This is a genomic window from Accumulibacter sp., from assembly GCF_032229525.1.
Taxonomy (GTDB): Bacteria; Pseudomonadota; Gammaproteobacteria; order Burkholderiales; family Rhodocyclaceae; genus Accumulibacter.
Window position 1 is genome coordinate 1 of sequence record NZ_JAVTWB010000048.1, and the last position, 17,165, is coordinate 17,165.

Genomic DNA, 17,165 nt, shown 5'->3' on the forward strand with positions numbered 1-17,165 from the left:
CCTCTGGCAGCTTGCGAAGTACGGCAGCCGTTCAGATGGCTGCCTGTCGGAATCATCGAACGACAGCAATTGGCCGCGGACCGCCGATCAGCGCGGACCTGCCATTGCGTTGCAACGATCAAAGCCCCGCATGAGTGGACCAGAACGCCGCTGGAGCGACGATCGGGTAGCGTTCAGCCATCGCCAGCAAGTCCTTGTCACCGGTTATCAGGTAGTTAGCGCCCGATGTCTTGAGTGCGGCGCACAAAGTGCCCAGGACGGGCTGATCATCGAAGTCGCGCAAGTCTGGTTCTAGGTCTGGCAGCGGTTCGATGACTTCGGCTTGTATGGAAAGAGCGTCGACCAGGTCGTCGATCTCCGCCGACGTCAAGCCATGGCGGTGTGCCAGGCGGGGCAGCACGCGTCGCAACTCGTCGAGGATATAGGCGGAAAGCAGCACATCGACCGAACCGTGGCGCCACGCCGCCAGGATCTTGCCGGGCACACTGGCCGGGTAAGCAATGCCCGAAAGCAGCACATTGGTATCGAGCACCACCCGCAGCGCCGCCACGGCGGTTCAAGGCTTGTTTGTGGATGCGCGTACCGACGTCCGTTCAAGCGCGACGGCGGCCTCGATTTCGGCCAAGCCGCTCGCCTCGGGCACATCCGCAAAACCAGCCTCGATGCGATGGCATAGAGTGTCGAAGCGGCCCTGCATGCGGCGAATGCGCTCGAACAAGCGCGCATCGATCAGCGCGGCGACTGGCTTGCCATCTTTGTTGATGACGACGCTATCGTGCCGGTACTGCACGCGATTGATCATTTCGCCCAAGTTCTGCCTGAAGTTGACCGCGCTGGTTTCGGTAATCACGGCGACCTCATTAGTATGACCATGGCGATCATTGTGGTTTGATACTTGTTGACCGTCAAGGCTTTCCCAGGTGGCGGTTATCCGAACGGGTGCGGTTGGTCGATAACTCAATTTTTTCGGTAGCTGGGCGGCAGCTTGTGGCCGATGGGAGTAGCTTCTCAGAAAGTGGTGGAAGTTCTCCGTTCACATGACTATTAACTATTATTAAATGCGTGTTGCATGTTTTCGCCACCGCCCAGTTCTCCATGTGAATTGCCCTCCTCTCTGCTGGAGGAAGGGCCGCCGTAGGTACGGTCGCTATTCACGCGTCTCGACCATCTTGCTGCCGAGAACACCGAACTGAAGGAACAAGTGTTGCAGCAGGCCGAAACCATTCGGGAGTTGCGGGACGAAATTGCCGTGCTCAAGGGTCCTCGAGGCGATGCTGGGCGCCGGCGCCGCCTGCCGCGATCAGTATCTGATCGATGAGATTCCGCGTGCCAGACTGGTCGGGATGCCGGTCTTTGATCTCGCGCTGGACGACTTTGCGGAAGCACAGAAGCGCAAGGCCTATCTCTTCGAGGCCGGCCGGCGCGTCGCCAGCGAGTGCCTGCACGATTGGGGGCCGGATCTCGCTGGCGGGCGACGACCGCCGGCCCGCGGCGCGGCGCGCGCCGATCAGCTGCACGACGATCACGCCGTGGCGACGGCGTCGGCGATGATGCAGGGGTTTGCCAACCGGCTGTCGCGTTTTTCTCGCCAGCAGCTGTTCATCAGCTACAGCCATCACGACCGGCAGTGGCTGGATGTCGTCAGGGCACCGCTGGAGCCCTACGTCGAACTGCGGGGCGTGCAGGTCTGGGACGACACGCTTATCGAGGCGGGTGAGCTGTGGCGCGAGGCGATCGCGCAGGCGCTGGCTTCGACCCGCGCCGCCCTGCTGCTCGTCTCACCGGGCTTTCTCGCCTCGTCGTTCATTCGCGACGAGGAACTGGCCTATTTCATGGCGGCGGCCTCGCGTTACGCGGTCAAGGTGCGCTGGGTGCTGCTGAGCGACATCGGCGGCGCGCGCAATCCCCTGGGCGAGCAGCAGGCGATGCTGGACACGGCCGGTCCGCTCGATGCGCTCTCGGCGCTGGAGCTGGTGCGCGCGCTGGCAGCGCTGGCACGCGAGATTGCGCATGAACTCGACCGATGACGGCGCGCTGCCGGGGATTGACCCGGCATCGAGGTCAAGCGCAGCGCTCATCTGCACAGCGCCGAGGTTTCGCCGATCCTCTGGCAACATGGCTTGGGCTATACTTTTCTCCCGATTCACTTCACTCGAGACGTCCTGATGACCGCCAGCCTGCTCCGCCGTGTTTTGCTCATCGTGGCTTCCACGGTATTTCTGGCCGCTTGCACGACTACTTCGGTGGTTTCGGAATGGCGCGACCCGGGTTATCGTGGCGCCGCGCTGAAGAAGATCATGATCTTCATCGCCGCCGGGGATGATGCGACCCGTCGCATGGTCGAGGATCGCCTGGTATCCTCGTTTCCGAAGGGAACGCTGGCGGTGCCCAGCTACACCCTGTTCCCCGATGGGAAGGAAATCAACCCACAGAACGAGCAGAAGATCGCTGCGCGTCTCAAGCAGGAAGGATTCGACGGCGCCTTGACCGCGCGTCTGTCGTCGGTGGACAAGGACAAGGTGTATGTGCCGCCGCAGAGCTATCTGGCACCGGCGATGGTCGGCCCCTATGGCTCCTTCTACCGCTATGGCGGCTATGCCTACAGCGCGGTCTACACCATGCCGGCTTACACCTATCAGCAGACCCGGTATCTGATCGAGACCATTGTCTACGAAATCCCGGGCGGGAAGATGCTGTGGACGATGACCACTCAATCGGTGGATCCGGATTCGCGCCAGCAGCTCATCGATGAGGTCACGCGCATTATCGACGACGAGCTGAAGAAGCAGGGATTGATCGCCGGCTGAGCGCTTGCGGACCAGCTGGCCTGCGCATCGAAGCGGACGTCTGACCCTGACAGGCCGGGCAACAGCGAAGCGCGGTCAAGCACCTGGTCTGGGCTGAGGTGCTGGCGCGGCAGCGCGTGCCGACGATCCGGCTGCTCGCGGATTCGCTCAACAACCCACAGCCGACACCTCTTAGCCACAGGTGGATTTGCCTTGCTCCTGACGGTGCGCAGTAACAGCCGTGGCATGGAGACAGGTCAGGGATTTGGCGAGCGAAAGCGTGCTGCTCACCGCGCCGGATTTCATTGGGGTTTGATAATTCACCGTTTAGGGCCTAGGGTTAAAGGGCCTGCTAGCACGTGAATCCTGGCAATCCACAGTGTCGGCGTGTTAGCGGGCGATCTTTCAATCCGGAAACAGGAGGACACCATGGGAATGCTCGACAAGTTGTTTGGCGGCAGCAAGGACTACCCACCGCTCCCGGAAGACAATGAGGCACAAGCCTGGCTCAACGAGGTAAAAGGCCCGCTCGAGGAGTTGGCGCAGCGCGTTTCGGACCCGCTGGAAGTGGTACCCGCCGAACGCCAGGCGTTCGTCTTCGTCGGCAAACCTCCCAAGCGTTTTGGCATCGCCTGGATCCACGATGGCAAAGTGAGTGGCCTCAAGGAACTGACGGAAGAACACAAGCTCTCGCCGGGCGCTGTTGGCCAAATGGTCGGGAAGCTCGGTCACGCCTATGAGCACGCGAGTGAAAGCCCTCGTTTTTCGACCGAAGTGGCCGGCAAGAAGGTGGTGGTAATCCCATCCAAAGGGCTGGAGCAGGAGGTTCAGCAGATCATCGAACACGCAATCCATTGACTGTCGACCGGCCACAGCCAGGGCTGGCCGATGGCGAGCGACACCAAGCGGTCGAGTGGGGCACCGAGGTGGCCCTGCTCGGGCCGCGTCAGCGGCAGATGTTCAGCCGAACAGGCCCGGCGGTCGAGTCGCTGATCTTTCCGGCGTGTGCTGTCTGGCGATCAGGCCAACAGGTGAAACGCGGGGCGCCGGCCCCTACGTTTTCGAGTCGACCAGAGCCTCGATATCATCAACAGAATCAACCAGACCGACATCGAAATCCAGATCGGAAAAATCGATGCCACAAGATTCTTCCAGATGCATGATCAGATTCATCATCGAAAACGAATCCAGTCGGCCGCTGATGAAAAGCGACTCGCTGTCCGAAAATTCCTTGTGATCGGCGAGCTTGGCCAGGGTTTCCTTGAGAAACTCGCGTAGCTTCTGCTTGGCATTGACATCCATCAGCTCACTCCAAAAAGGCTCGCCAGGAACGAGAGGCGCTCGCCCAGCGTGTGGTTACGTGATTCGTCGCCAAAGACATGCAGGCAGACGACGAACGACCAGACAAAAAGGAAGGAATAACACCTTCCGAAAAACGTTGATGAGGGGCGAATGCCGAGATTCGCGCGGACCTGCGAAATGCCGATCCCGGTCGCCAGAACGACACAGTAGAACAGATAGCTGGTGTAGGTTTCGACTGCCCCGGCCAGGCCCATCGTGGCCAGGAGATGGATTTCCCAGGTGAAATGCCAGATGGCGTTGCCCACGCCGGCGGCCATGAAGGTGGCGAAGAACATCCTCAGGCGCGGGTGCTTGCGGAACATCGTAAAGAACGTCGGTACGAAGAAGAAATCGACCAGCAGTTCCTTGAAGTAGTAGTGAAAGCGATTGAAGTAATCCATCAGGGTTCTGGATTCGAGCGGTCGCCAGCAGCCGCGCGGCAAGCGGTAAGCGGCCAGTCGGGCGATGCCGATGAACAGCCCCGTCCACATGGCGATCTTCAGCGCGTAGTTGGCGGTCGACAGGATCAGGGCAGACCAGCCGACGGTGATCGGGTACGGCTGACTGCCAAGGAAGGCATCCAGCGCCAGTTCCACGCTCGGAATCTGCATTTGCTCCACGAACAGCCAGGCCATGGCCGTCTTTACCGCCAGCAGCGCGTTCGACCACAGCAGCAGCTTGACTGCCTTGAGCTGCGTGATCGCCACATCCCTCGGGGTCTTCGAGAGTTTCTTGCGCAGGAATGCCGCCCCCTTGCCGAATGGCAGGTAGCTCGGACTCCAGAACGGTCGCAGCACGGCCAGTTGCAGCAATGGCGGACTGGCGTCCCGGGCGCGCTGGTCGACGATGGCGTAGGGCAGAAACCAGACGTACGGCGTCAGCACCACCAGCATCGACCAAAGGACTACGCGTGGCAGCCCCTGCATGACGTCGAGGGTGGTCAGGCTGAAGAGCAACACTTCCACGGCCAGCAGCGTGACCAACGGACGGCGCGCCAGGAAGGACTTCGGCCTTCGCCGGACAAAATCCAGGCTTGCCCAGGCACCGACCATCACCAGCAGCAGGAACGCCGCTGCCAGCGCTATCGGAGCGACATTGGTGACCTGCTCCTGCTGCAGGACGATGCCGATGTCTCTAAGGATGCGATTCTCGGCGAGTCCCATTTCGAGGAATGCCGCCACCCAGGTCGCGGTGAACAGGATCGGGTTACGGAAATTCGGTGCATAGGCCGCGGCCATTGCCGCGCTGACCACCAGAGCGGATTCCCACCAGGGGAAGTAGGTGGCGACGGCAACAATCGCCGTCAGGTAGATCAGCAGCCGACCGGTCAGCGTTTGCGACCAGGCGATGAAATTCTCTCGCTCATCGATGGCCAGGAAGCGGCGCCAGGGGTTGACGCCGGACGAGTCGTCGGCTCGGCCCGGTGCTGCCCCGTCGGCCGTCGATGCCGGAGTGCTCAAGCGGTTCCCGCGTCAAGCAACAGATGCAGCGCTCGCCGGTCGACCTTGCCGCTCTGATTCAGCGGCATGCTCTCCAGGGCGAGAACCCGGCTCGGAACCATGTACGGTGGAATCTTGGCCTTGAGCTCGGAGATGACGCGCGCAGCGTCGATCGTCCGCAAGCCGACGAAGCTGACGATGCCGCGCGCCATCCCGTCCACCAGCGGCCAGGCCACGGAGCCGACGACATCGGCGCAGGTGACGTGGCGCAGATGCGCGTCAATCTCCTCCAGTTCGACGCGGTAGCCGAGAACCTTGACCTGGTTGTCGATGCGGCCAAGGCAATGGAAGCTTCCCGCGGCGTCGCGGATCGCCACATCGCCGGTCAGATACCAGCGTTTTCCATCGATCACCGGAAAACGCGACGCCGTCAGCTCGGGCGCGCCGAGATAGCCATCCGCCAGCTGCACGCCGGCAATGGCCAGTTCGCCCGGCGTTCCGTCGGCAATCTGCCGGCCGTGGGCGTCGAAAACGGTGGCTTCGTTGCCGGGCAGCGGCGTGCCGATGGCCAGAACGCCGCGTCCCGGCGTCACTGGCAGCGGGTTGGTAATGGTCTGGGTCAGGCAGAAAACGGTAGCCTCGGTGGGCCCGTAAAGATTGACGATGCAACTGTTCGGTGCGGCGCTCTGCCAGGTGGTGACCGTACCCTCGGGAAGCTGTTCGCCGCCGAACACCGTCACGCGCAGGCTTGGCAGGCTTCCCGGCTTGAGCGCATTGACCTGGCGCAGCATTCCGGCCAGCGATGGCACGGAGTTCCACACGGTCAATTCGGAACTGCGCGCGAACTTCACCGCGTTCATCACCGTGGTCGCCGGCAGGATATGCAGCGAGGCACCGACTTCCCAGGTCGAGAACATGTTGTGCACCGAGAAATCGAAGCCGATCTCGCAGGTCTCGAGCGCCCGGTCGCTGCCCTGCAAGCCAAGCTGGTCGGCGATCATCACCGTGTAGTGGCGGACGGCAGCGGTCGAAATCACGACCCCCTTGGGGACGCCGGTGGTGCCCGAGGTGAAGATGATGTAGGCACTCTCGTCCGCCGTCATGTGCACGGGTTCCTCGGGCGTCACCGGCGGCAGTGAGGTCATGGCGAGCAATTCGACCGCGTCGTCCGCTGGCGTTGCCGGCGTATGCCCGGTATGAATCACGATCGGTGGACAAGCGCCGAGAAGGCGCTCGGTCAACAGCTTTGCGCCTTCTTCATCGGCGATGATCGCCGCCAGATCGCACAGGGAGAGCAAGGTCAGGATGCGCTCCTCGGGCAGCTTCAGGCCAATCGGAACATAGGTGGCGCCTGCCCAGCACGCACCCATCAAGGCAACGCAGGCATCTATCCCGCGTGAAGCAAGAATCCCCACCCGCAGCGGCTTTTCTTCCGGGCGTTGCCAGGCGCGACTGTGCCGCAAACACTTCGCCAGGCGCGCGGCGCTGGCAGCCATCTCGCCATAGGTCAATGACTGCCCCTTGAAGACCACCGCTGGGGCGTCAGGATTCGTCAAACTGTGGCGATAGACGGCATGCGCCAGATTGTAGTTGGTTGCCATTTGTATCCAAGTGATGGTCAGATCGACGCGTCGAGGAATCCCCTCGGGGTGGGCCAAGGGGGCAGCAGAAGCCTTGCGGGAGGGACCTGCGCTGATGCTGCCGCAGCGAGCAGCCGCGCACTGTACCCGAGGCTGACCCGGGCGGCCAGAGTTTAACGCGGCAAGTGGCCAAGGCGATGACCGTGACCGCCATCAATCCAGCGACGCGACGCTCAGTCGCTGAGCAGAGTCGCCGCCAGGCAGTCGTGATCTGGCGAGCAGATCACCTCCAGATTACCCGAGCGCGCCCACTCGGCCAGAGTTCTACGCGACCTGGCAAGCAGGGCGGCGGGCGCTTCACCGCGGGCGCTGAGGGCGCCCAGCCAGCCATTTCGGCCGTCGTTCTTGACGGCGTAGAGCGCCGCATCGGCAATCTTGACCGCGGCATTCCAGTCCAGAGCGGCGGGATGCTGCGTTGACAGCGGAAAGCAGCAGAAACCGATCGAGCAGGTCTTGGACAGCGAGCTGCCATCGTCAAGCTCGAATGGGCGGTCAGCGACCGCGGCGCGCGCCCGCTCGGCCAGTTCGGCCGCCTGCGTGCGCGGCGTCTCACGCGTCACGACGAGGAATTCTTCGCCGCCCCAGCGCACCAGGTAATCGGTGTCACGGAATACCGCGGTCAATCGATTACTCATTTGCCTGATCACCGCATCCCCCGCGGCGTGGCCATAGCGGTCGTTGACGTGCTTGAAGCAATCGATGTCGAACAGGAAAAATATCAAGTCGGCATCATCGCGCAAGGGTGCGCCGTAATTGAAGTGACTCTCGTACTCGCGCACCGCGAGCCCTGCATCGGCCTCGATGTGCTGGGTCAGGAAGCGCCGGTTGCGCAAGCCGGTCAGGGGGTCGGTCAGGCTCGATTCTTGCAGTGCAGCCGACTCGCGTTGCAGCGCCAGGGTCAATTCCTCCAGCTCGGCGGTGCGTTCGTTCACCAGGCGTTTCAGTTCGACCTGCCGCAAACGAAGATGGCGGGTACGCAGCTGCATCAAGGCGTAGATCATGACCATTAGCAGTGAGGGCGTGGCCAGACGGAACCACCAGCTTTGCCACCAGGCGGGCAATACGCGGACCGCGATGGCCAGTTGCTGCGGACTCCAGACGCCGCTACGGTTGCTGGCTCGCACGCGCAGAAGGTAGTCGCCGGGGTCCAGATTGCTGTAGCTGGCGAAGCGGGAATTGGCCGCGGTTTCGATCCAGTCGGGGTCGAAACCTTGCAGCTGATAGGCGTAGCGAACGCGATCGGGGTCGCTGTAGTCGACGGCCGTGAACCCCAGGCTGAAGCTACGCTGCTCGGGCGTCAGCTGAAGTCCGTCCAGCACCCCGCCGGCGGACTGGCGCTGACCGTTGATAGTCAGCTCCGAGATCAGCAATGGCGGCGCGTAGCTTGAGACGTCGAAGTCGTCCGGGGTGACCACCAGCATTCCCTTGCTGCCGCCGAACAGCAGTCGGCCATCGTCCGTCTTGGCACGGGCAAGAAACCAGCCGGTGCCGAGATCGACACCGTCGGCGGCGGTCAGCTCGTCCAGCCGGTCGGTCGCCGGGTCGTAGACGTACATGTGCGTCCAGATGCGACCGCGCCCATCCTCCAGCATCTCGCCGCCAAATGGCCGGCTGACGATGCCATGGCGTTGGCTGATGCGCTCGAAGCTGGCGGGTTGCCCCTCCCTGCTGCTCATTCGATGCAGGCCGGTCACCGCGGTGTCTACCCACAGCGTTTGTTGATGGTCGAAGAGAAGGCCGATGACGCTTGGGTTGCCGAGGCCGGCGTCCGCTTGCGTCGCGACCGCTTGTAGTTCGCTGCCACCCGCCGCGATGCGAAAGAGTCCCTTGCCGCTGCCGACCCACACGCTGCCGTCAGGTGCCTCGGTGAGGGCGTTGATGTCGGCGTGCAGGGGCTGCCCACCCGGCTGACTGATGCGCAGCACTGGGGCGGCGCCGGCGCGCCGGCAAAACACGCCATCCTGGGTGCCTACCCACAAGGAGCCGTCGCTGCTGGCCAGCAGCCGCCGTGTCAGGCCGCCTCCGTGTGGCACTGCCTGCAATTGCCGCCGCTCCCGGCTGAACTGGTAGAGCAGCGAATCAGCACCGAGCCAGACGCTGCCGTCGCGCGCCTGAGCCATCGCCTCGATGCGCACTGCCGACGGCCTCTCCAGCGATCCGCTGGCGGTGCTTTGTCGCGGCCCCCGCGGCCACAGCGCAGCGGTTACGCGCAACTGCCCGTCCATCACGGCGACACCGCCTTCATGGCTGGCGGCCCAGATTTCGCCATTGTCCACCTGCAGCACGCTGCGGACATCGGCGGACGCCAGGGGGCCCTCGGGATCGGCACCGCGCAACCAGATGCTCCAATTGTTCGGGTCGTGGCGCTGCAGGCCGAGGCCAAAGCCGCCAACCCAGATCAAGCCCCCGTGATCGCGGATCAGGGCGGTCACCTCGTTGCCCGCCAGGCCCGAGCGCTTGCGCACATCGTGTCGTAGCCGCTGCATCAGGTGGCCGCTAACTGCGTCGTGCACATCGATGCCGGAGGATCTGCCCACCCACATCTGCCCGCCCGGCGCCTCGACCAGGCTGGACACCGCGCCCAGGTTGGCGCTGTCTCCCGCGTAGGTCAGGAACAGCGCACTGGTCGTCGTCGGATCGACGATTGCCAGATCGCCTTGCTGCGTGCCGACCCAGATGCGTCCGTCCGACGCCTGGAAGAGGGCCTGGACGATGCGTCCAGCCAGGCTGGCGCCGCTGCCTGTCGACAACACCGGCTCGAAGTCCTTGCTGCCCGCTTGGCGACGACTCAGGCCAGCCCAGGTGCCCACCCACAGGGTGCCCTGGCGATCGATCAGCAAGGCCTGCACTCGGTCGTCGGGGAGGCTGCCGGGTTGCTGCGAATGACGGTAGCGGGCGACGCTGCCGCTGTTCAGGTCGAAGCGTTCCAGACCCCCGCCCTCGCTGCCCGCCCAGATGCCGCCGTCGCTGTCTTCGGCCAGGGCGCGAATGGTCGGCATTACGCGTTCGCTCTTGTCGCCGTATGTGTCACGCTTTCCGCGCCAGGAGGTGACCTTTTCGCTGGCTGGGTCGTAGACCGCCAGGCCATCCCACTCGGTACCTATCCACAGGCGGCCGTCGCTCCCCGCCAGCAAGGCGCGGATCCAGCCGAGATTTCGCGCCGCGGGGTCTGCGCTGTCGCGTTCCTGCGGGCGAAAGCGGTAGCCGTCGAAGCGCACCAGGCCGTCACCCGTGGCTATCCACAAGAACCCGGCGCGGTCCTGGGCCATCGTGGGAACCACGTCGCGTGGAATGATGCCGACACCGACCGACGCGAAGCGCGGCTCAGCCAGCGGGTTTTGGAGCCTGGAAACATCCACTGGGCTGGCGTGAAGCGAAGTGGCTACAACAAGGGATATCCCGACCAGTTGCAGAGGTTTTTTGAACCCGACGACGGCGAGTATCGGCAGCAAAATGGCTTTTCCGTATCACGGTGGCGGAACGCCATGAAGAAGCGAATCCGTTCGTTGGAACCAGAAACCAAATGGACCAGTGGAGCCTCGCCGAATGCGGTCGCATGACCAATTTCAGGACTGGCCTTGAATTTGCTGAATCTTATACGAATAGAATGGGGTTTGGCAGAGCTTAGAGAACGCCAAAGCGCGCCAGCAGTTCGTCATGCTCTCTAAGTATGGTTTTTAGCGCAAAAAGAGGGGCCATCGTCACCCAATGGCCCCTCTTTACTTGCGCATTGCGCTGCGCGATCAGCCGATCTTGAACATCAGCGAGTCGGACCCGGAATTGAGTGCGACGGTGATCGGTTGCTGGTGCGTGGTCGGGCCCCAGAACTGGCGCGGGCCGGGCGATGCGAACAGATCTTTCGCTGCCCATTCGTCGCGCCGCGAAACGAAGTACTGCATGGCCGGTGAATCCATCTTGACCAGCGCTTTCTCGATCACGAACTCGTCCTTGCCGTGCCGGCGCTCGATGTTGAGCAGGCCGGCGAGCGGGATGGCTTGTGGCGTGCCGCCGCTGGTCAACCCGGTCACCGTCGCCATGTAGCCGCTGCGGCCGTCGAGGATCAGCGAGCCGGCGGTCAGGCCGAGGTTGTAGGTGTACGCGGCGTCGAACAGCGTCGGCGCGCCGCAGCGGCCTTCGTAGCCGAGGAAGTGGCTGTGGGCGGCAAACGGCACCTTGGCGTCAAGTTCCTTGACACGCGCCTTGGTCATGTCGATCAGCAGTTGTTCGGTCGGGATCAGCGAGACCTGCAGGTTGCCGTGCGAGTCGCGCTCGGCGAGCAGCATGTCGACGATGTAGTGCGGCAGGGAAGCCAGCAGGCGCCCGTTGTCGGCGCTGAGCTTGCTCTCGATGAAAGGCGCCTTGGCGTCCTCGGCCAGTGCCGCGAAAGCGTCGGCTTCATGCGCCAGGACATCGTTGAGTTCGGCGATCATGGCGTTCATTTCGGGGATGAACTCGATCAGGCCTTCCGGTGCCAGCAACACGCCGTAGTTCATGCCCTTGTGCGAACGGTCGACGACCACCTTGGCGATACCGTCGATGATGCTGGCCAAGGACATTTTCTTGGTCGACACCTCTTCGGAAATGATGGCGATCGCCGGTTTGGTCTGCAGTGTCACCTCGAGTGCGACGTGCGAAGCGGAGCGCCCCATCAGCTTGACGAAGTGCCAGTATTTCAGTGACGAACTGGTGTCCTGCAGGATGTTACCGACCATTTCGCTGTAGATCCGGGTCGCCGTATCGAAGCCGAAGGAGATTGCCAGCAGGTCGCCGAGCTGCAGATCGCCGTCAATGGTTTTTGGTACGCCGATCACCTGCACGCCCGAGCCGTCAGCCTTGACGCCGGTGTACAGCGACTCGGCCAGCACCGCTGCATTGGTGTTGGAATCATCACCGCCAACGACGACGATGGCGTCGAGATTATGCTTGATGCAGGTTTCGCGAACCTGGGCGAACTGCTCGTCGCTCTTGATCTTGGTGCGGTCGGAGCCGAGAAAGTCGAAGCCACCGGTGTTGAGGACGAAGTCGACGTCGGCATCGGTGATCTCGAACAGCGTACCCTGAAGCAGTCCCTTGGGGCCGGCCTTGACGCCGAACAGGGTGTTGCCGGCGCCGAGCACCCGCTTCAGGCCGCAGACCACGTTGTGACCACCGGCAGCCGGGCCACCCGAGAAGAGGACGGCAACCCGCTTGCCCTGCACTTTGGCGCTGCTGGGGCCGGCGGAGGTGAGGACGACATTGCCTGATGCGGCAACGGATTGCGGAAACTCTTTGGCGACGGCTTCGCTGTCCTTGGTGCTCAGGACGCGCGCGGTGTTGCTGAAGCTGACCGGCTGCGGGTTGGTGGACGAGCCGAATGCCGCACAGACGGGAAGGGGAAGTTGGCGGACGGCGGATTCAAAAATCGATTTGTGCGCTTCTGTCTGGATTAGCTGTTCTGCCAGGGTGCTCATGCGTGGGTCCTCGTTTTTTACTAGAAGAGTGGTGTCGGAAAAGGGCAGGGCTGCGCAAGCGCCTGGCGGGGCGTGGCTGCTCGCCCTGGCCCGCACGCTGCCTCGCGCGGCATCTGGCCGCGGCAACCGGGTTCGCCAGGAAAAACGGCTGGCGGCGAAGTGCGATACGAAAACGGGCCAGCCCAGACCTGGGCCAGCCCGTTTCAGTGCGCTCGGCGGACGATTACCCCAGCGTGCCGATGTTGTTCAGGTCGGCAAAGGCCTGCTTCAGCCTGGCGCGGAAAGCGTCCTCACCACTGCGCAGCCAGGCGCGAGGATCGTAGTACTTCTTGTTCGGCTTGGCGTCACCCTCGGGGTTGCCGATCTGACCCTGCAGATAGCCTTCGTTCTTCTTGTAGAAGCCCATCACGCCGTCCCAGAAGGCCCACTGCAGGTCGGTGTCGAGGTTCATCTTGATGACGCCGTAGGAGATCGCTTCACGGATTTCCTCGAGGCTCGATCCCGATCCACCGTGGAAGACGAAGTCGACCGGCTGCGCTTTGGTGCCGAATTTCTTCTGCACGTACTCTTGTGAGTTCTTCAGGATGATCGGCTGCAGCTTGACGTTACCCGGCTTGTAGACGCCGTGTACATTGCCGAAGGCGGCGGCGACGGTGAAGCGATTGCTGACTTTGGAGAGCTCTTCGTAGGCCAGAGCCACGTCTTCGGGCTGGGTGTAGAGCTTGGAGCTGTCGACATTGGTGTTGTCCACGCCGTCCTCTTCACCGCCGGTGACGCCGAGTTCGATCTCCAGGGTCATGCCCATCTTGCTCATCCGTTCGAGATAGCGCTTGCAGATCTCGATGTTTTCGCTGATCGGCTCTTCGGAGAGGTCCAACATGTGCGAGCTGTAGAGCGGCTTGCCATGCACCTTGAAATACTGCTCGCCGGCATCCAGCAGGCCGTCGATCCACGGCAGCAGTTTCTTGGCGGCGTGGTCGGTATGGGTCACCACGGTGCAGCCGTACAGCTCGGCCATTTGATGGATGTGTACCGCACCGGAAACGGCGCCGGCGATGCAGGCACGCTGGTCGGCATTGCCGAGTCCCTTGCCAGCAAAGAACTGCGCCCCGCCGTTGGAGAACTGGATGATTGCCGGAGAGTTGAGTTCTGCGGCGGTTTCCATCACCGCATTGACGGTGCTGGTATTGATGACGTTTACGGCCGGCAGGGCAAACCGCTTTTCCTTGGCCAGCTCGAAGATCGCTTGTAATTGGTCGCCACTGGCGACGCCTGGTTTGATGCTTTTTGCATTCATGAGTTCTTGTCCAGATTCGGTTGATCGAAAGGGTTCAGAAACTAGAGGAAAACGGCCGCTGAAGTTGACCGGTTCACTAGAAGTATCTCGTTCGAACTGCCACTCGTCAAGGGCCGCCTGCCCGACCCTTGCGGGCACTGGTTCCGTTGTTCAAGCCAACTAGGAAACCGGTTGCGCAGGGCTCAGTCCGGCCTCGTACCAGGGCTTGCTGCGATTCACCAGGCGCACCAGCCAGAGCATCACCGGGACCTCGATCAGGACGCCGACGACGGTCGCCAGTGCGGCTCCGGAATCGAAGCCATACAGGACAATCGCCACCGCTACGGCCAGCTCGAAGAAGTTTGATGCGCCTATCATTGTCGACGGGCCGGCCACCGCATGGGCCACGCAGAACTTGCGGTTGAGCCAGTAGCCGAGGGCAGCGATGAGCAGGCCTTGCAACAGGATCGGTACCGCCAGCATGGCGATGATCAACGGCTGGTCGACGATCGCCTGACCCTGGAAGGCAAACAGCAGCACCAGAGTCGCCAGCAGGGCGACGATCGAAAACGGTGCGATACGCGCCAGCGCTCGCCGGAGCGCCGGGTCGCCGCGCTGACGCAGCTGGTGGCGGGCGAACTGGGCTATCGCCAGTGGTAGCACGATGTACATGACGACCGACAGGAACAGGGTTTGCCAGGGAACGGGGATTGCCGAGACGCCAAGCAGCAGGGCGACGATCGGGGCGAAGGCAAAGACCATCACCAGATCGTTGAGTGCCACTTGTGTGAGGGTAAAGTTGGCGTCGCCGCGGCAGAGATTGCTCCAGACGAAAACCATCGCCGTGCACGGCGCCGCGCCCAGCAGGATCAGGCCGGCGATGTAGCTGTCGATCTGTGTCGCCGGCAGGAATGGGGCGAAAACGTGCCGGATAAATATCCAGCCGAGCAGGGCCATCGAAAACGGTTTTACTGCCCAATTCACGAACAGGGTAATGCCGATTGCGCTCTTCTGTTTGCGCACCTGATGCAGCGAATCGAAGTCGACCTTCATCAACATCGGGATGATCATCACCCAGATCAGCAGGCCGACCGGGAGGTTGACGTGGGCAATTTCGAAACCGCCGATGGTTTGAGCCAGTTCGGGCGCGACGACGCCGACAGTCGTGCCGGCGACGATGCACAGGAATACCCAGAGCGTCAGCCAACGTTCAAAAAAACTCATTGGCTGGCAGCCTCCGGCGGCTTGCAGATTTCCGGGTGGCCACCGCAGCAGTTGTCGGTGAGGAAGCCGATCAGTGAGTCGATCTTGCCCATCTCGGCGCGACAGCGCACGAAGCGACCCTCCTGGACGGTGCTGACCAGACCGGCGTGAGAGAGCGTCTTGAGGTGGAAAGACAAGGTCGGGGCGGGCAATTCCAGTTGTTCCGCGATCACGCCGACGGTCAGGCCGGCCGGCGCGTTCTGGACCAGCAGGCGGAAGATGGCGAGGCGGCTGTCCTGCGCCAGCGCGGCGAGGGCGGTGACGGCATTAGTATTGTTCATCTTTCCAACAATACCGAAATATGACCGACGCCGCAAAGCGTTTGCCCCGGGGCGCTGGGGTTCAATGGCGTTGTCAGCTCCGTCGCGATCCGTCGTCCGGCCAGAATGGCTGTCCGAGTTTGGCGCTGTGGGGTTTACAAACTTCGAAGCTTCTAGCAATATGGAAATGTTGCCGCGGCGCACGGCGCCCGCTGCGTGAAGATTGTCGGCTCGCCGGAACCCGGCAGGGCCACCACCAAAGGAGGAGCGAGAATGACTATCAAGGTTGGCATCAACGGTTTCGGTCGCATGGGCAGGCTGGCGTTGCGCGCGGCGTGGGATTATCCGGAGCTGGAATTCGTCCACATCAACGAAGCCAACGGGCCGGTAGAGTCCGCGGCGCACCTGCTCGAATTCGATTCCGTGCAGGGCCGCTGGCGGCGTGACATTTCGGTCAGCAACGGGCGCATGCTGGTTGATGGCAAGTCGATCAGCTACAGCAGCGCCAAGGACGTGGCTGGTGGTCCCTGGCGCGAAGCCGGTGTGGATATCGTTCTCGAAGCCAGCGGCAAATGGCGCCTGGTCGACCAACTATCGCCGTATCTGGCGGCGGGGGTGAAGAAAGTGGTCGTCGCCGCGCCGGTCAAGGACGGCGATGTGCTGAACATCGTCATGGGGGTGAACGATCATCTCTACGATCCGGCGCGCGACCAGATCGTCACCGCCGCCTCGTGCACCACCAATTGCCTGGCGCCGGTGGTCAAGATCGTCCATCAAGCGATCGGCATCTCGCACGGCATGATCACCACCATCCACAGTTCGACCAACACGCAGGTGGTGCATGACCAGATGCACAAGGACCTGCGCCGCGCACGTGCTGCCAGTCTGTCATTGATACCGACGACGACCGGTTCGGCGACCGCCATCGCGCTGATCTTCCCCGAACTGAAGGGACGGCTGCATGGCCACGCGGTGCGCGTTCCGCTGCTCAACGCCTCGCTGACCGACTGTGTCTTCGAGATGCAGCGGCCGACGACGACCGACGAGGTCAATGCGCTGTTCAAGGCCGCCGCCGAAGGCCCGCTCAAGGGAATCCTCGGTTACGAGGAGCGGCCGCTGGTGTCGATGGACTACCTCGGTGACCCGCGCTCGTCGATCGTCGACGCCGCGCATACCCTGGTGGTCAACGGCACCATGCTCAAGATCTACGCCTGGTATGACAACGAGTGGGGTTATGCCAACCGCTACGCCGAGCTGGCACGCAAGCTGGCGGCGTCGCTGTAAGGCGTCTCGCCACAGCCGGGCGCGGCTGAAGTTGTCGCCCTGCGGGTGATGGCTTCAGCGCACGGGTAGCCGACAGGAGGAGAATGATGAGCGAGCCATCAGCCGAGCGGAGCGACGCGTCGCGCGCCGGCTTGCGCAACTACGTCCTGGTGACCGGCGCCTACTGGGCGGATACGGTCACCGATGGGGCAACGCGCATGTTGGTGCTGTTCTATTTCTATAACCTTGGCTACTCGCCTTTTGCGGTCGCCTCGCTGTTCATCTTTTACGAAGTCTTCGGCATTCTGACCAACCTCTTCGGTGGCTACATTGGCGCCCGTTTCGGGCTCAAGACGACGCTGTTCATTGGCCTTGGGACGCAGCTGGTGGCGCTGTCGATGCTCGCCTTTGCGCCGCAGGCCTGGCTGGTCGTTGCCTGGGTGATGG

The 17,165-nt window shown here is 62.6% G+C and carries 14 protein-coding genes and 1 pseudogene; 5 read left to right on the forward strand and 10 right to left on the reverse strand.

Translation table 11 applies throughout. The features are described 5' to 3' along the window. Positions 1–118: 118 nt before the first annotated feature. Together RUW20_RS03085 and RUW20_RS03090 are read right to left on the reverse strand one after the other, a co-directional pair. Positions 119–550, reverse strand: coding sequence for a putative toxin-antitoxin system toxin component, PIN family (locus tag RUW20_RS03085; RefSeq protein WP_313950730.1), 432 nt, complete (start codon positions 548–550; stop codon positions 119–121). Between the two features lie 6 nt (positions 551–556). Beyond that, positions 557–850, reverse strand: a complete 294-nt coding sequence (locus RUW20_RS03090) for a type II toxin-antitoxin system Phd/YefM family antitoxin (RefSeq protein WP_313950731.1) — start codon at positions 848–850, stop codon at positions 557–559. Positions 851–1,244: 394 nt separating this feature from the next. Here RUW20_RS03090 and RUW20_RS03095 point away from each other — a divergent pair, with 394 nt between their 5' ends. From RUW20_RS03095 to RUW20_RS03105, 3 genes are all read left to right on the forward strand, one after another. Beyond that, on the forward strand, positions 1,245–2,027 hold the full coding sequence (locus RUW20_RS03095; RefSeq protein ID WP_313950732.1) for a toll/interleukin-1 receptor domain-containing protein: 783 nt from the start codon (positions 1,245–1,247) through the stop codon (positions 2,025–2,027). A 138-nt stretch (positions 2,028–2,165) separates the two neighbouring features. Next, positions 2,166–2,807 (forward strand): hypothetical protein, encoded by a 642-nt coding sequence (locus RUW20_RS03100; protein WP_313950733.1) that lies wholly within the window; start codon positions 2,166–2,168, stop codon positions 2,805–2,807. A 408-nt stretch (positions 2,808–3,215) separates the two neighbouring features. Beyond that, positions 3,216–3,644, forward strand: coding sequence for a hypothetical protein (locus RUW20_RS03105; protein WP_313950734.1), 429 nt, complete (start codon positions 3,216–3,218; stop codon positions 3,642–3,644). 195 nt (positions 3,645–3,839) lie between these two features. Here the strand turns inward: RUW20_RS03105 and RUW20_RS03110 are convergent, their stop codons facing one another. From RUW20_RS03110 to RUW20_RS03145, 8 genes are all read right to left on the reverse strand, one after another. Continuing rightward, complete coding sequence (locus tag RUW20_RS03110; protein WP_313950735.1) at positions 3,840–4,088, reverse strand: acyl carrier protein; 249 nt, start codon at positions 4,086–4,088, stop codon at positions 3,840–3,842. Further along, positions 4,088–5,587: a hypothetical protein gene (locus RUW20_RS03115; protein WP_313950736.1), complete on the reverse strand. Its 1,500-nt coding sequence runs from the start codon at positions 5,585–5,587 to the stop codon at positions 4,088–4,090. Before RUW20_RS03115 ends, RUW20_RS03110 begins: the two co-directional genes overlap by 1 nt. Then, positions 5,584–7,167 carry an amino acid adenylation domain-containing protein gene (locus tag RUW20_RS03120; protein ID WP_313950737.1) on the reverse strand — a complete coding sequence of 528 codons (1,584 nt, stop codon included), beginning with the start codon at positions 7,165–7,167 and terminating at the stop codon, positions 5,584–5,586. The genes RUW20_RS03115 and RUW20_RS03120 overlap by 4 nt, the downstream gene beginning before the upstream one ends. A 212-nt stretch (positions 7,168–7,379) precedes the next feature. Further along, positions 7,380–10,475, reverse strand: coding sequence for a two-component regulator propeller domain-containing protein (locus RUW20_RS03125; protein WP_313950738.1), 3,096 nt, complete (start codon positions 10,473–10,475; stop codon positions 7,380–7,382). Between the two features lie 474 nt (positions 10,476–10,949). Beyond that, positions 10,950–12,656, reverse strand: coding sequence for a diphosphate--fructose-6-phosphate 1-phosphotransferase (locus RUW20_RS03130; protein WP_313950739.1), 1,707 nt, complete (start codon positions 12,654–12,656; stop codon positions 10,950–10,952). A gap of 223 nt (positions 12,657–12,879) precedes the next feature. Beyond that, positions 12,880–13,953 (reverse strand): class II fructose-bisphosphate aldolase, encoded by a 1,074-nt coding sequence (fbaA, locus tag RUW20_RS03135; protein WP_313950740.1) that lies wholly within the window; start codon positions 13,951–13,953, stop codon positions 12,880–12,882. A 159-nt stretch (positions 13,954–14,112) separates the two neighbouring features. Continuing rightward, entirely contained in the window at positions 14,113–15,156 is a 1,044-nt protein-coding gene (gene arsB, locus RUW20_RS03140) for an ACR3 family arsenite efflux transporter (RefSeq protein ID WP_313950741.1), read from the reverse strand. After that, positions 15,153–15,476, reverse strand: coding sequence for a metalloregulator ArsR/SmtB family transcription factor (locus RUW20_RS03145; protein WP_313950742.1), 324 nt, complete (start codon positions 15,474–15,476; stop codon positions 15,153–15,155). Before RUW20_RS03145 ends, arsB begins: the two co-directional genes overlap by 4 nt. 252 nt (positions 15,477–15,728) lie before the next feature. On the opposite strand from RUW20_RS03145, the gene RUW20_RS03150 reads away from it, so the two are divergent. Both RUW20_RS03150 and RUW20_RS03155 read left to right on the forward strand, forming a co-directional pair. After that, positions 15,729–16,739, forward strand: a complete 1,011-nt coding sequence (locus RUW20_RS03150) for an ArsJ-associated glyceraldehyde-3-phosphate dehydrogenase (RefSeq protein ID WP_313950743.1) — start codon at positions 15,729–15,731, stop codon at positions 16,737–16,739. An 86-nt stretch (positions 16,740–16,825) separates the two neighbouring features. Then, positions 16,826–17,165 (forward strand): annotated as a pseudogene (locus tag RUW20_RS03155) (MFS transporter); the annotation flags it as partial.